At 74.1% G+C, this 14,044-nt stretch carries 14 protein-coding genes; 10 read left to right on the top strand and 4 right to left on the bottom strand.

Annotated elements, in window-relative coordinates:
• Window positions 1-44: 44 nt before the first annotated feature.
• Complete coding sequence (locus ACZ7IF_RS06570; RefSeq protein ID WP_470964038.1) at window positions 45-1,763, bottom strand: acyl-CoA dehydrogenase family protein; 1,719 nt, start codon at window positions 1,761-1,763, stop codon at window positions 45-47.
• Window positions 1,764-1,812: 49 nt separating this feature from the next.
• Window positions 1,813-2,382 (bottom strand): PadR family transcriptional regulator, encoded by a 570-nt coding sequence (locus tag ACZ7IF_RS06565; protein WP_470964035.1) that lies wholly within the window; start codon window positions 2,380-2,382, stop codon window positions 1,813-1,815.
• 110 nt (window positions 2,383-2,492) lie between these two features.
• Here ACZ7IF_RS06565 and ACZ7IF_RS06560 point away from each other — a divergent pair, with 110 nt between their 5' ends.
• Entirely contained in the window at window positions 2,493-3,062 is a 570-nt protein-coding gene (locus ACZ7IF_RS06560) for a DinB family protein (RefSeq protein WP_470964032.1), read from the top strand.
• Window positions 3,063-3,071: 9 nt separating this feature from the next.
• On the opposite strand, the gene ACZ7IF_RS06555 is transcribed toward ACZ7IF_RS06560, so the two are convergent.
• Together ACZ7IF_RS06555 and ACZ7IF_RS06550 are read right to left on the bottom strand one after the other, a co-directional pair.
• Window positions 3,072-4,031: a DUF1648 domain-containing protein gene (locus tag ACZ7IF_RS06555; protein ID WP_470964029.1), complete on the bottom strand. Its 960-nt coding sequence runs from the start codon at window positions 4,029-4,031 to the stop codon at window positions 3,072-3,074.
• Entirely contained in the window at window positions 4,028-4,375 is a 348-nt protein-coding gene (locus tag ACZ7IF_RS06550; protein WP_470964026.1) for a GntR family transcriptional regulator, read from the bottom strand. Before ACZ7IF_RS06550 ends, ACZ7IF_RS06555 begins: the two co-directional genes overlap by 4 nt.
• 74 nt (window positions 4,376-4,449) lie before the next feature.
• Here ACZ7IF_RS06550 and ACZ7IF_RS06545 point away from each other — a divergent pair, with 74 nt between their 5' ends.
• The 9 genes from ACZ7IF_RS06545 to ACZ7IF_RS06505 all read left to right on the top strand — a co-directional run bounded on the left by ACZ7IF_RS06545 (window position 4,450) and on the right by ACZ7IF_RS06505 (window position 13,985).
• Window positions 4,450-5,250, top strand: coding sequence for a crotonase/enoyl-CoA hydratase family protein (locus ACZ7IF_RS06545; protein WP_470964023.1), 801 nt, complete (start codon window positions 4,450-4,452; stop codon window positions 5,248-5,250).
• A 164-nt stretch (window positions 5,251-5,414) separates the two neighbouring features.
• A complete protein-coding gene (locus ACZ7IF_RS06540; protein ID WP_470964020.1) occupies window positions 5,415-6,362 on the top strand; it encodes an NmrA/HSCARG family protein in 948 nt (315 codons plus the stop codon).
• A 195-nt stretch (window positions 6,363-6,557) separates the two neighbouring features.
• A complete protein-coding gene (locus tag ACZ7IF_RS06535; RefSeq protein WP_470964017.1) occupies window positions 6,558-6,926 on the top strand; it encodes an STAS domain-containing protein in 369 nt (122 codons plus the stop codon).
• A gap of 150 nt (window positions 6,927-7,076) precedes the next feature.
• Window positions 7,077-7,844 carry a GntR family transcriptional regulator gene (locus tag ACZ7IF_RS06530; protein ID WP_470964014.1) on the top strand — a complete coding sequence of 256 codons (768 nt, stop codon included), beginning with the start codon at window positions 7,077-7,079 and terminating at the stop codon, window positions 7,842-7,844.
• Window positions 7,845-7,915: 71 nt separating this feature from the next.
• Window positions 7,916-8,143, top strand: a complete 228-nt coding sequence (locus ACZ7IF_RS06525; RefSeq protein WP_125741086.1) for a 4Fe-4S dicluster domain-containing protein — start codon at window positions 7,916-7,918, stop codon at window positions 8,141-8,143.
• A 14-nt stretch (window positions 8,144-8,157) separates the two neighbouring features.
• A complete protein-coding gene (locus ACZ7IF_RS06520; RefSeq protein WP_470964011.1) occupies window positions 8,158-9,522 on the top strand; it encodes an ABC transporter substrate-binding protein in 1,365 nt (454 codons plus the stop codon).
• The gene (locus ACZ7IF_RS06515; RefSeq protein ID WP_470964008.1) at window positions 9,519-10,394 is read left to right on the top strand and encodes an ABC transporter permease; all 876 of its coding nucleotides are present in this window, start codon (window positions 9,519-9,521) and stop codon (window positions 10,392-10,394) included. The genes ACZ7IF_RS06520 and ACZ7IF_RS06515 overlap by 4 nt, the downstream gene beginning before the upstream one ends.
• Complete coding sequence (locus ACZ7IF_RS06510) at window positions 10,391-11,149, top strand: ABC transporter ATP-binding protein (RefSeq protein ID WP_470964005.1); 759 nt, start codon at window positions 10,391-10,393, stop codon at window positions 11,147-11,149. Before ACZ7IF_RS06515 ends, ACZ7IF_RS06510 begins: the two co-directional genes overlap by 4 nt.
• Before the next feature lie 10 nt (window positions 11,150-11,159).
• Window positions 11,160-13,985 carry a fumarate reductase/succinate dehydrogenase flavoprotein subunit gene (locus ACZ7IF_RS06505; RefSeq protein WP_470964002.1) on the top strand — a complete coding sequence of 942 codons (2,826 nt, stop codon included), beginning with the start codon at window positions 11,160-11,162 and terminating at the stop codon, window positions 13,983-13,985.
• The last annotated feature ends 59 nt before the right edge of the window (window positions 13,986-14,044 follow it).

Genomic DNA, 14,044 nt, shown 5'->3' with positions numbered 1-14,044 from the left:
CCGGACCGGCCGGCCGCGGGCGGGCCCCGGTCGGGGCGCGGTGGTTACGGCGCCATCTCGTACGACCCGGACAGCGCCTCGACGCGCTGCCAGATCCGCGCCGCGCGGGCCTCGTCGACGACCGGACGGCGTACGGCACCCAGGGCCCAGGCCTGCTGCGCCTCGGTGGCGGAGTCCTTGCCGTGCAGTTCGACGGCGTGGCCGGAGAAGTCGCGGACGAGGACGGAGAACAGCTCGTCGAGGACGTCCGGGTCCAGGTCCGTCAGGCGGGCCTGCTCCAGGATCAGCTGGGCGTGCACCACCAGGGCGAAGAGCTGGCCGACGGAGAGGAGGAAGTCGAGGTCGCGGCTCTGTGCCTCGTCGGGGGCGATGGTGGCGACGAACTCGCACAGGGCGTCGGCCTGCTCGCGGAACCGGGCCACGTTCGCCACCTCGGCGTACGCGTCGAACGCGGGCCGCCAGTCGTGGAAGCGTACGGAGCCCAGGCCGCGGGCCGGGCCCTGCCGGAAGAGGAAGTCGTCGTCGGCCGCGTCGAGGCGGGTGGGCACGGCCGGGTAGTCGACCGGCTCCAGCAGGTGGTTGCGCATGAACTTGAGGATCAGCGCGAGGTTGACGTGGACGGTGCCTTCGAGCTTGGGCAGGCTGCGGATCTCGACGGCCGCCTCGGCGAAGTAGGTGTCCTTCTCGAAGCCCTTGGCGGCGATGACGTCCCACATGAGGTCGACGACCTTCTCGCCCTCGGTGGTCACCTTCATCTTCGTCATCGGGTTGAAGAGCAGGTAGCGGCGGTCGTCGGGGCCGGCGGAGCGGAAGTAGTCGACGGCGCGGTCGCTGAAGAGCTTCATGCCGACGAGGCGGACGTAGGCGTCGGCCAGTTCGCGGCGCACGTGCGGGAAGGCGGTGACGGGGCGGCCGTAGAGGATGCGGTTCTGCGCGTGGGTGACGGCCTCGTACATCGCGTGCTCGCAGATGCCGATCGAGGCGGTGCAGAGGTTGAACTTGCCGACGTTGACGGTGTTGAGGGCGGCGTCGAAGGCGGCGCGGCCGGTGTGCAGGACGTCCTCGGGGGACACCGGGTAGGCGTCGAGGCGGAACTCGCTGACGTACTTGGAGGAGTCGACGACGTTCTGCACCAGGTGGTAGGCCGGGTGGCGGCTGTCGGCGGCGAAGAAGACGTACCCGTCCGGGCCCTCGACGTCGGTGCGGCGGCCGAAGACGGAGACGAGCCCGGCGGCGTTGCCGTTGCCGATGTAGTACTTGGAGCCGCTCGCGAGGAAGCCGCCGTCGCCGTCGGGCTCCAGCAGCATGTCGGTGGAGTAGATGTCGGCGCCGTGGGTCCGCTCGGACAGGCCGAACGCGAACACCTCGCCCTGGTCGAGGAGTTCGGCGGCACGGGCACGGGCGTCGGCGTTCTCGCTCTGCCAGACCGGGCCGAGGCCGAGGATGGTGACCTGCCAGGCGTACCAGTAGTCGAGGCCGTAGAAGCCGAGGATCTCGTTGAGGGCGGCGATCCGGGCGGTGTCCCAGCGCCGGCCCTCCCGTCCGGCGGCGGAGGCCGGGGTCAGGAAGGTGGCGAACAGGCCCTCCTTGGCGGCGAAGGCGAGGAACTCCCCGAGCCAGGCGCGGGAGCGGTAGTCCTCGATCAGCTTGCGCTTGCCGCGCTCCTCGAACCAGTCGACGGTGGCGCGCAGCAGCCTGCGGGTCTCGGGGTCGAAGTGCGCGGGGTCGTAGGTGCGCGGGTTGAAGAGCAGGGAGTCGGCCATGAGGGGTCGCCTTCCGTGGAGTGGATGGTGGGTGGTGCGTGGTGCGTGTTCAGGCGGACGCGGGCGGGGTCGGGCCGAGGCGGTGGAGGGTGGCGAGGACGTCGTCCAGCCAGGCGATCGTCATCCGCTCGTACGCGATGCCGCCGCGCAGCACGGCGTGCTGGAGCTCCTGTCCGGCGTCGAGCGGTGCGGGGGCCTCGGGGCCGGTGAAGTCGCGCAGTTCCCCGGCGAGGTAGTGCGCGAGCCGCTCGCCGTGCACCCGGTGGTGCCGTTCGACCTCGCGGACCAGGGCGGCCGGGTCGTCGAAGGCGGCTCCGCGGATCTTCACGGCGAGGTCGTGGCGCATGCTCTCGGGCTCGATCGGCTCGTGCAGCCACCGGGAGAGGGCCGCGCGGCCGGGGTCGGCGACGGAGTACTCCTTCTTGTCCGGCCGGCCCTGCTGCGCCACCGTGCGGGCGGTGAGCAGCCCCTCGCGCTCCATACGGCCCAGTACGCGGTAGATCTGCTGGTGGGTGGCGGTCCAGAAGTAGCCGATGGACCGGTCGAACCGCCGGGCCAGTTCGTATCCGGAGCCGGGCATCTCCAGCAGGGAGACGAGGATCGCGTGGTCGAGCGCCATGCCCCCGATCCTCTTATGCAACTCGTTGCATAGACAAGTGCCGGGGCTCCGGTGAGACGCGGCTCACCCGCCGATAACCCGGTGGCGGTCCGGCGACGGCACCCGCGATCATGGGCCGCATGGATGATCAGCCCGCGCGATGGACCCAGGCGACCGTGTACCCCGACATGTGGGCGGACCCGGACGACGACCCCCGAAACAAGAACTGCAACAGTCCGGACGGCGAACTGGAGACGCTGCTGGACTTCCTGACGGGCTACCGCCTGACCCTGCGGATGAAGTGCGAGGGCCTGGATCCCGAGCAGCTGGCCCGCCGGTCGGTGCCGCCGTCGACGATGTCGCTGCTCGGCCTGGTCCGGCACCTCGCCGAGGTGGAGCGGGACTGGCGCAACTGGATCACCGACGCCGAACCGCTGCCGAAGCTGTACGGCGCCCGCGACGCGGACTTCCACGGGGCGGTCGCCGACCAGGCCGTCGTGGACGCCGCGTACGCCGACCTGGAGCGGGAACAGGCCGCGATGGACGCCGCGCTGGCCGCGTTCCCGGACCTGGGCGCACGCGTGGGGAAGGACGGCATCGCGATCCGGGAACTGATGGTGCACCGGATCGACGAGTACGCCCGCCACTGCGGCCACGCCGACCTGCTGCGCGAGTGCGTGGACGGACGCGTCGGCCAGTGAGCCGAGCCCCTAAGGGGTGTCGCGTGCGATCAGCGAGTTCAGCAGGGCGGCGCCGCGCTCGGCGTCCCCGACGCTGACGGCGAAGTCGGCGCCCCCGCGTGGGCGGATGACCAGGCATTCGCCCGCCCGGAGCATCACCGTGGTCCCCTTGCCGCTGAGCCGGTACCCCCAGCCGCCCACCTGCGCGGGGGTCCGGTGCTCCGCGCGCGCCGACTCGATGTCCGCGGCACGCCAGCGGCGCACCGGCAGGCCCAGCGGGCCGAAGGCCACTTCGAGGCCCCGCTCGCTGACGCGCGCACGTACCGAGGAGCAGGCCAGCACCACCACGGACGTGATCGCCAGGGGCGCGATGAGCGCCCACGGCGGCGCCACCAGACCCGCCACGGCGGCCAGCGCGGCGGCGAGCGCGCCGAGTCCGGTCAGGGCCGCGGTCGCCCGGAGCCAGGGGTTCGCCGTACGGGAGAGCCATACGAGCGTCTCGCCGGCCGGTATCTCCATGCTCGGCACGGTCCCCGCCGGCCGGGGCGCCGGGGTGGAGCCGCTCCGGGACGCCAGCCGGCCGACCAGTCCCGTGACGGCCGCCACCACGACCGTCACGGCGACCCCGAGGCTCACCGGCCGCGCCTGGTGCCAGTCCGTACGGTCCAGGTTCGCCCGGACGATCCAGGCCTGCCCGCCGACGAGGAAGACGGCTCCGGCCGGCAGGGCGGCGTACGCCCCCGCACCCCCGCGCCACCGCGCGACGCCGACGGTCAGCAGCACGAGGGCCGTCCAGACGAGCGCCGGGAACAGCGCGGCGGCCCACAGCGGCATCGAGCCGTCGGGAACGCCGGAGGCCCCGCTCCAGTGGGTGGCCAGCCGCTCCGGCAGCCGGCCGCTCGCGGCCCAGGGCAGTGCGACGAGCACGGCGGACGGCCCCGCCGCCCACAGCGCCGCGCCCCGGCCTTCCGTTCCCTTCACGCCGTTCACGGCAACCCCCTGATCATTTCGATGAGATCCGACCTGCTGTACCCCAGGTGCGCGGCGTCGCCCACGAGTTCGCGCACCCGGTCGAGCAGCGCCGACCGCCGGTCCGCCCCCGCGGCCACGGTCACGCCCCGCCCCCGCCGGAACTCCAGCACCCCCTCGTCGCGCAGGGCCCGCAGGCCGCGCAGGACCGTGTTGGTGTTGACGCCCAACGCCTGGGAGAGGTCCCGTGCGGAGGGGAGGCGGTCCCCCGGACCGCACTCGCCGTCGGCGATGGCGCGCCGGACGGCGCCGGCCACCTGCTCGTGCAGCGGGCGGCTGTCCGCGGTGTTCAGTCTCAGCAGCATGGTGCCAATGAAGATAGCACCATTGGCTGTATTGGATCTGGCCCCGGGGCCTCCGGCCGCGTGAGAATGCCGCCATGACGAAGCCTTCCGCTGCCACCCCCGCCGCCCCCGCCGTCCGCGTGGAGCGCGACGGCCCCGTGACGACCGTGGTGCTGTCGCGGCCCGCCGCCCGCAACGCCGTGGACGGTCCGACCGCCACGCAACTGGCGGACGCCTTCCGGTCGTTCGAGGCCGATGACGGGGCGTCGGTCGCGGTGCTGTGGGGCGAGGGCGGGACCTTCTGCGCGGGCGCCGACCTCAAGGCCGTCGGCACCGAACGCGGGAACCGGGTGGAGCCCGGCGGCGACGGCCCGATGGGGCCGACCCAGCTGCGGCTGACCAAGCCGGTCATCGCGGCCGTCGCCGGGCATGCCGTGGCCGGAGGCCTGGAACTCGCCCTGTGGTGCGATCTGCGCGTGGCCGAGGAGGACGCGGTCTTCGGGGTGTTCTGCCGCCGGTGGGGGGTACCGCTGATCGACGGCGGCACGGTACGGCTGCCGCGGCTGATCGGCGAGAGCCGCGCGATGGACCTGATCCTGACCGGCCGCCCGGTGCCCGCCGCCGAGGCGTACGCGATGGGGCTCGCCAACCGCCTCGTACCGCCGGGACGGGCCCGGCGGGCGGCGGAGGAACTGGCCCGGGAGATCGCCGCGTTCCCCCAGCTGTGCCTGCGCCACGACCGGCTGTCCGTACGGGAGCAGCACGGGCTGCCCGAGCCCGAGGCGCTGGCCGCCGAGCTGCGGCACGGCATGGTGCCGCTGTCGGCGGGCGAGACCGGCGCCGGTGCCGCGCGCTTCGCCGCCGGGGCGGGACGGCACGGTTCCTTCACCGGCTGAGCACGGGGCGGCGTCCCGGCCCGCCGCCGTTCGCCCGGGTGCTGCCGCCATACGGGCGGGCCCGGCGTGTGGCGCCGGGGGTGTCCGGCCCGCCGCCCGTAGGTTTCGCAGCGGAAACGTCCTCACGAGGGGCGCGGAACGCGTACGGGAGTGGGTGGCCGGCGATGACCGGGAAGCGGACGATCACCGTATTCGGCGCGACCGGACAGCAGGGGGGCGCCCTGGCCAGGTCCGTCCTGGAGGACCGGGACGGCGACTTCACCGTGCGCGCCGTGACGCGCCGGCCCGACTCGGACCGGGCCAGGGAGCTTGCGCGGCTCGGGGCGGAGGTGGTGCGGGCCGATCTGGACGACGAGGCGAGCCTGGGCCCCGCCCTGGAAGGGGTGTACGGGGCGTTCCTGGTGACGAACTTCTGGGAGGACATGGACGCCGCGCACGAGAAGCGGCAGGCGGCGGCCCTCGCCCGGGCCGCCGGGCACGCCGGCGTGCAGCACGCGATCTGGTCCACCCTGGAGGACACGCGCCACTGCATCCCGGTCGACGACGACCGGATGCCGACGCTCCAGGGCGGGTACAAGGTTCCGCACTTCGACGGCAAGGCGGAGGCGGACCAGTACTTCCTCGACGCGGGCGTGCCGGTCACCTTCCTGCGGTCCGCCTTCTACTGGGAGAACCTGCTGGGCAGCTTCGCTCCCCAGGAGGCGGAGGACGGCGGCCTGGAGCTGATCTTCCCGATGGGTGAGAAGCGGCTCTCCGGAATCGCCGTCGACGACATCGGCAAGACCGCGCACGCCATCTTCAAGGGCGGTGCGGACTTCGTCGCGGCGACCATCAGCATCGCCGGAGAACACCTGCGGCTCGCCGACATGGCCGCGGCCCTGACCGAGTCCCTCGGCCGGCCGGTCCGCTACCGGCCCCTGACGCCGGACGCGTTCCGCGCCCTCGGGTTCCCCGGTGCCGACGAGGCCGGAAACATGTTCCAGTTCTACGCCGACTGCGAGGCCTCCTTCACCGGGGCCCGGGACCTGGACGCCGTCCGCCGCATCAACCCGGCCCTCCAGGACTTCGCCACCTGGCTGGCCGCCCACCGCGACCGGTTCCCGCCCGCCTGAGGGCGGCGGTACGCCCCCGGCGCGCGCCGGCACCGGGGTTCGCCGCTGCCGCGGCGCGCCTCGGACCGTCCTGAGCGAAACCTGACAAAACGCGACCGGGACGTCAGCGAGCCTCTTACCCGAGCCGCCCGGCACCACGCCAGGATGGGGCCCCGCGGGCCCGCCGCCCGCGCGGGTGATGGAAAGGGGAACGTATTGATCACCACGGACGTCCAGTACCGCGGCACCACCGTCCTGGTCAGCGCCAGCGGAGAGCTCGACGAGGAGTCGGGCGCGGCCCTGTGGCAGGCGCTGGATCACGTCACCGCCGGCGAGCGGGTCCTCATGGTCGATCTGCACGGAGTCCCGCTCATGACCGCGCGCGGCCTGCTGCACCTGCTGGACCTGCACCGGCGCGCGGAGGACCGGGGCCTGCGGGTCCTGGTCGTCGGCTGGCAGCCGCAGCCCCGGGAGCTGATGGCCCGGGAAGCGGGTTTCGCCGCCCCCGGCTCGGCGGCCGCGGAACGGTACGCACCGGCCTGCTTCCGGCGGCTGCTCGAAGCACGGTCACCGTTCGCATCCTGATCGGGGCCGGGTCCACATGGTGGGCGCCGTAGTGGCGGATCTCGCCACTCTTCCGAAGAAGTAGCAGGTCAGAGCCGTACACACGCGGCGTCAGGTGGCGCAATACTGCGGCAACACCACCTGGAGGGCTCTCCCGGTACGTTCCTCGCCATGCCAGCCGAACCCGCCCCCGCCGCCCGCCCGGTCGCCGCCGCGCGCCGCCGACGGCTGCGTGCGGACCAGGCCCGGCAGCTCGCCGACCTGCTGCGCCACCAGATCCTGGCGGGCGGCTTCCCGGGCGGGGTGCTGCCCCTGGAGGACGTCATCGCCGCCGACTACCGGGCCAGCCGCAACACCGTCCGGCAGGCCCTGGACCTGCTGCGCGGTGAGCAGCTCGTCGACCGGCAGCCCGGCGTCGGCACGGTGGTGGTGTGCGAGAAGTACCCGCACGGGCTGGACCGCCTCCAGGGCCTGGCCGAGACCCTGCACGAGCACGGCCGGGTCACCAACGAGGTCCGTACCGTCGGACCCGTGACCGCCCCCGGCCCGGTGGCCCACCGGCTGGGCCTGCCCGAGCACACCGACGTGCTCTGTATCGAGCGGCTGCGCCGGCTGAACGGACTGCCGCTGTCACTGGACCTCTCCTACCTGCCCATGGACATCGGCGGTGAACTGCTGGGGTGCGACCTGGAGAACACGGACGTGTTCCGGCTCCTGGAGTCGCTGACCGGCGGTCCGCTGGGCCATGCGGAGATCACCCTGGAGGCCGTCAACGCCGACGCGCACTCCGCCGCCGTGCTCCAGGCTCCGCGCGGGGCCGCCGTGCTGATGCTGGAGAGGCTGACGTGCCTGCCCGACGGCCGGCCGGTGGACCTGGAGTTCATCCGCTTCCGCGGTGACCGCATCACCATGAGCGGCGTGCTGCGCCGCTCCCTCTGAGCCCCTCCCCTTCCTCCTTCCTCCTTCCTCCCCTCCCCGTTCCCCCGCCCTCGCGGGCCCTTGGAGAAGCCATGCCTCTTGTCCCCCAGCGCGCCGACGTGCCCGTGACCATCGACGAGTCCAAGTGCATCGACGGCTGCACGCTCTGCGTCGACATGTGTCCGCTCGACTCGCTCGCGATCCGCGAGGACAACGGCAAGGCGTACATGCACGTGGACGAGTGCTGGTACTGCGGCCCGTGCGCCGCACGCTGTCCCACCGGCGCGGTGACCGTCAACATGCCCTACCTGCTCCGATGAAAGGCCCCGCCCCGATGAGCCGCAGATTCGCCGGTCCCGCCGTCCCGCTCGCCCTGCTCCTCCCCCTGGCCACCGCCTGCGGCGGCGGCAGCGGTGACGGCGGTGGTGCCGGCACGGCGGGCGGCAGCCCGTCGAAGACGGTCACCGTGACCGTCGGCTACCAGTCCAAGACCATCAACACGGTCACCGCGGGCACCCTGCTGCGCTCCCTCGGCTACTTCGAGGAGGAGCTCGCGGCGCGCGGCAGGCGGGAAGGGGTGACGTACAAGGTCGACTGGCAGGACTACGCGACGGGCGCCCCCATCACCGCGCAGATGACGGCGGGCAAGATCGACATCGGTTCGATGGGCGACTTCCCGCTGCTCCTCAACGCCGCCCGGGGAAAGGAGCTGAAGCAGCCGACCTCGCTGGTCGCCGTCACCGGCTACAACCTGCGCGGCGGCCTCAACACGGTGGTGACCGCGCCCGATTCGAAGCTGGAGTCGCTGGCGGACCTGCGCGGCGGAAAGGTGTCCACGAGCGTCGGCTCGGCCGCCGACGGGACCCTCGTCCGGGCCCTCCAGCGTGCCGGGATCGACCCCGACAAGGGCATCCAGAAACTCAACCAGCAGCCCAGCGTGGGCGCTTCGGCCCTCCAGGCCGGCAGCGTCGACGCGCTCTCGCAGTTCGTGGCCTGGCCCGGCCAGCTGGCCTTCGAGGGCCGGGCGAAGGCCCTGTACGACGGGGCCGAGCTGAACCTGCCGACCTTCCACGGGGTCACCGTCCGGCAGAAGTTCGCCGGTGAACGGCCGGGCGTGATCGACGACTTCCTCAAGGCGCAGCGCCGCGCCACCGACCACCTGCGCAAGCAGCCGGTGGCGGCCGCCGAGTCGGTGGGCAAGGAGACCGGGCTGCCGGCCGAGGTGGTCTACCTCTACAACGGCGCCAACGGCATCGCCACCTTCGACCCGGAGCTGCGCCCCGAGCTGATCGCCGCGCTGAAGGAGGACGTGCCGGTGCTGAAGGGCGCCGGGCTGGCGGGCGACGTCGACGTCGACGCGTTCGTCGACCCGGCGCCGCTGAAGCGGGCCGTGCAGGAACCGGGGTACCCGAAGGCGGGGGCCGCCAAGTCCGAGCTGTGGCTCAGGGGCCAGGCCACCACCGCCTCCTTCGACAGCCCCAAGGAGCTGCTGAAAGCCGCCAAGGGAGCCGACGTACGGGCCGCGTACGTACCGGACGCGGTGACCGGCACCCTGTGGTTCGCCGACAAGGCGGTGTGGGTCGCGGACGGCGCCGAGCTGCGCGCCTTCCTCACCCCGGCCGGCGCGAAGGCCTGGGCCGGGCAGCACCCGGGCGCCCGCGTCATCGGCTACGAGGACGCCGTGGGCCTGGCCTCGTGAGCGCGGGCCGCTGGCTGCTGCGGGCCGCCTCGCTGGCGGCGGCCCTCGGGCTGTGGCAGCTGCTGACCTCGCTGGACGTGAACCTGTGGCTGCGGTTCGAGCAGTTCCCGACGGTCGGCGAGGTGGCCTCCGCCTTCGCCGACCGGGTCGGGACCGGACCGTACTGGCAGGACCTGGGCCACAGCCTGCGCCGGATCGGGGCGGGCTTCGTCCTGGCCGCGGTGCTGGGGGTGGCGGCCGGCACGGCCATCGCCCGCTCGCGGTGGGCGGCGGACCTGCTGGGCCCGCTGGTGGAGGTGGTGCGCCCGGTGCCGGCCATCGCCCTGGTGCCGGTCGCCATCCTGCTGCTGCCGACCAACGAGCAGGGCATCGTGTTCATCACCTTCGCCGCCGCCTTCTTCCCGGTGGCCGTCTCGACCCGGCACGCGGTCCGGGCCCTCACCCCCGTCTGGGAGGAGGCCGTGCTGACCATGGGCGGCGGACGGACGCGGGTGCTGTTCTCGGTGGTGCTGCCCGGCGCCCTGCCGGGCATCTTCGGCGGCCTGTCGGTGGGCATCGGCGTCTCGTGGATCTGTGTGATCTCCGCGGAGATGATCTCCGGCGAGTACGGGGTGGGCTACCGCACCTGGCAGGACTACACGGTCGTCGACTACCCCGGCGTGTTCGTCGGCATGACCACCATCGGCGCCCTCGGCTGGCTCACCTCCACCGCCGTGGAGCTGCTCGGCCGCCGCGCCACCGCCTGGCTGCCCCGCCCGGCCGTCAGCGGACCCGCCGGACGGCGGCGGCCGGCGGCCGGCGCGGCCGGCAGCGCCACCGGCCGGGCGGCAGCGCCCCGTACCGCCGTTCCCCGGAAGGAGCCGGTCACATGAGCACCACCACCCTGCCCGCCGCCCCGCCCGCCCCGGCCGGCACCGAACTCGCCCTGGAGGACGTGCGGCTCGGCCACCCGGGCGGCGCGGTCCTGCCGGGCACCGTCACCCTGCGGATCCCGGCGGGCGAGCTGCTGACCGTGGTCGGGCCGTCCGGCTGCGGGAAGTCCACGCTGCTGCGCACCCTCGCCGGGCTGCTGCCCGCGCTCGACGGGCGGGTCACCCAGGGCGGCGAGCCCGTGACCCGGCCCGCCTCCGACCGGGCGCTGGTCTTCCAGCACGACGCACTGCTGCCCTGGCGCAGCGTACGCGCCAACGTGGAACTTCCCCTGGCCATCCGGCGGGTCCCCCGCGCCGAGCGGCGCCGGTCGGCGGCCGAGTGGCTGGAGCGGGTCGGGCTGTCCGAGCACGCCCACAAGCTGCCGCACCAGCTGTCCGGCGGGCAGCGCCAGCGGGTCCAGCTGGCCCGCGCACTGGCCGGCCGGCCGCGGGCGGTCCTGATGGACGAGCCCTTCGGGGCGCTCGACGCCCGCACCCGCGCCGGGATGCAGGACCTGCTGGTGGACATCCTGCGGGGCACCGGCGCGACCGTCGTCTTCGTCACCCACGACGTGGACGAGGCGCTGTACCTCGGCGACCGGGTCGCCCTGCTCGGCTCCGGCCGGGTTCTGGACGTACCGCACCCGCGTCAGCGCGACGCGCAGCACGCACCCGGCACGGCCGAACTGCGCCGCCGCATCCTCGAATTCCTCTGAAAGGCACCCCGTGGACACCCTGGTGGACGCCCCTCCGGCCATCCCCGCCCTCGCCGACGCGACCGAGCTGTCCTGTGACGTCCTCGTGATCGGCGGCGGTACCGCCGGCACGATGGCCGCGCTGACCGCCGCCGGACGCGGTGCGGACGTACTGCTGCTGGAGAAGGCGCACGTACGGCACTCCGGCGCCCTCGCCATGGGCATGGACGGGGTCAACAACGCGGTCGTCCCGGGCCGGGCGGAACCCGACGACTACGTCGCCGAGATCACCCGCGCCAACGACGGGATCGTCGACCAGTCCACGGTCCGGCAGACCGCGACCCGCGGCTTCGACATGGTCCGGCGCCTGGAGTCGTACGGGGTGAAGTTCGAGAAGGACGAGCACGGCGAGTACGCGGTCCGCCAGGTCCACCGGTCCGGCTCCTACGTGCTGCCGATGCCGGAGGGCAAGGACGTCAAGAAGGTCCTCTACCGGCAGCTGCGGCGGCGCGAGATGCGGGAGCGGATCCGGATCGAGAACCGGGTGATGCCGGTCCGGGTGCTCACCCACCCGGAGGACGGCCGGGCCGTCGGCGCGGCGGGGTTCAACACGCGCACCGGCGAGTTCGTCACCGTACGCGCGGGCGCGGTGATCCTGGCCACCGGGGCCTGCGGCAGACTCGGACTGCCCGCCTCCGGCTACTTGTACGGGACCTACGAGAACCCCACGAACGCGGGCGACGGCTACTCCATGGCCTACCACGCGGGGGCCGCCCTGACCGGGATCGAGTGCTTCCAGATCAACCCGCTGATCAAGGACTACAACGGGCCCGCCTGCGCCTACGTGGCGAACCCGTTCGGCGGCTACCAGGTCAACCGGCACGGTGAGCGGTTCGTGGAGTCGGACTACTGGTCGGGGCAGATGATGTCCGAGTTCGCGGCCGAACTCGCCTCCGACCGGGGCCCGGTGTACCTCAAGCTCAGCCATCTCCCGGAGGAGACCGTCTCCGCCGTCGAGTCGATCCTGCACAGTACGGAGCGGCCCACCCGCGGCACCTTCCACGAGGGCCGCGGCCACGACTACCGCACCCACGACATCGAGATGCACATCTCGGAGATCGGGCTGTGCGGCGGGCACTCCGCCTCGGGCGTACGGGTCGACGCGCACGCCCGCACCACCGTGCCCCGGCTGTACGCGGCCGGCGACCTGGCCTGCGTACCGCACAACTACATGATCGGCGCGTTCGTGTACGGGGACCTGGCCGGGGAGGACGCGTCCCGGTACCGGGCGTACGAGGGGGAGCTGCCGCAGGACCAGCTCGCCGCCGCCCACGAGCTGGTCTACCGGCCGCTGCGCAACCCGGACGGGCCGCCGCAGCCGCAGGTGGAGTACAAGCTGCGGCGGTTCGTCAACGACTACGTGGCACCGCCGAAGTCGGGGGCGAAGCTGTCCCTCGCCGTGGAGGCCTTCACCCGGATGTCCGGGGAGATCGCCGGGATGGGGGCGCGCACCGCGCACGAGCTGATGCGGTGCGCGGAGGTGGGATTCATCCGGGACTGCGCGGAGATGGCCGCCCGGGCCTCGCTGGCCCGCACCGAGTCCCGTTGGGGTCTCTACCACGAGCGGATGGACCACCCCGGACAGGACGACGCGGGCTGGCTGCACCACCTCGACCTGCGCAAGTCGGCCTCCGGGGCGATGGAGTTCACCGCGCGGCCGGTCGAGCCGTACACGGTGGCGGTCCCGGAGTTCACGCCGGTGGCGGGGCCGGAGCGGTGGCTCGGCGAGGTGGAGCTGGTCCCGGTGGCGACGGCCGGGCCGAGGGCCGCAGCTCCGGCGGCGCGTCCGGGGGCCGCGGCCGCGGGGCAGGCCTCGGATCCGCCCTCTGCTTCGGACCCGGATTCGGACCCGGCTTCGGACCCGGCTTCGGCCGTGCCGTCGGCCGCCGGCGCCGGGGGCGTCCGCACACCCAGCCCCGCCCTGCTGCGGCTGCTCGCCCTGGCCGAGGAGTCCCCCGGCCTGGAGGCCCTGCGCCCCTTCCTGGCGGATCCCGATCCCGGGGTGCGGGCGGCCGCCGTGGCCGTCCTCGGGGAAACCGTGCCGGACGGGGCCGGGCCCGCGCTGGCCGCGTGCCTGCGGGACCCCGCGCCGGGGGTCCGGGGCGCCGCCGCAGCCGCCCTGCGCGAGCTCGTCGAGGTGCTGCCCGCCGGGCCGGAGCTCGGGGCGGGGCTGCGGACGGCGCTGGAGGTCGCCGACCCGGCCGTCCGGGCCGCCGCGCTGGAGGTCCTGCGGACGCTGCGGCTGGGCGACGCCGGGGTGTACGCGCGGGTGTACGGCGCCGCCCTCGCGGACGCCGGCACCGAGGTCCGCGTCACCGCCGTACGGGCGCTGGTCTCGGTGGACGCCGTGCCGGAACTGGCGGCCGCCGCAGCCGACCCCGCCCGCGAGGTCCGGGTCGCGGTGGCCCGGGGCCTCGCGGCCGTCCACGACCCGGCGCCGGCGCCGCTCGACCCGCTGCTGGACGACGCCGACCCGCTGGTGCGGGGCGCGGCCCTGGCGGCGCTGGCCGCCACGGGCTGCCCGCCCGGGTACGCCTCCCTGGCCGGGGCGGCGCTCGGCGACCCCGCGTGGCAGGTGCGCGCCGGGGCCGCGACGGCCCTGCGGGCGGCCGCGACGGTGCGGGCCGTCCCCGCGCTGGCGAAGGCCCTGGCCGACGCCAACGCGGACGTCCGCAAGGCGGCCGTACTGTCCCTGCTCCGCCACCGGGAGGACCCCGACGCCCGTACCGCGCTGGCCGCCGCCACGGCCGACCCCGACGCGGACGTCCGCGCGTACGCCGCCCGCGCGGGGTCCTGACGGCCGACGGGCGCGGGCCGGGGTCGGGTGCCAGGCTGAGGTCACATCGGACCCGTGAA

Source organism: Streptomyces sp. NPDC037421, assembly GCF_055602105.1.
This window is presented reverse-complemented; position numbering and strand designations above follow the sequence as displayed.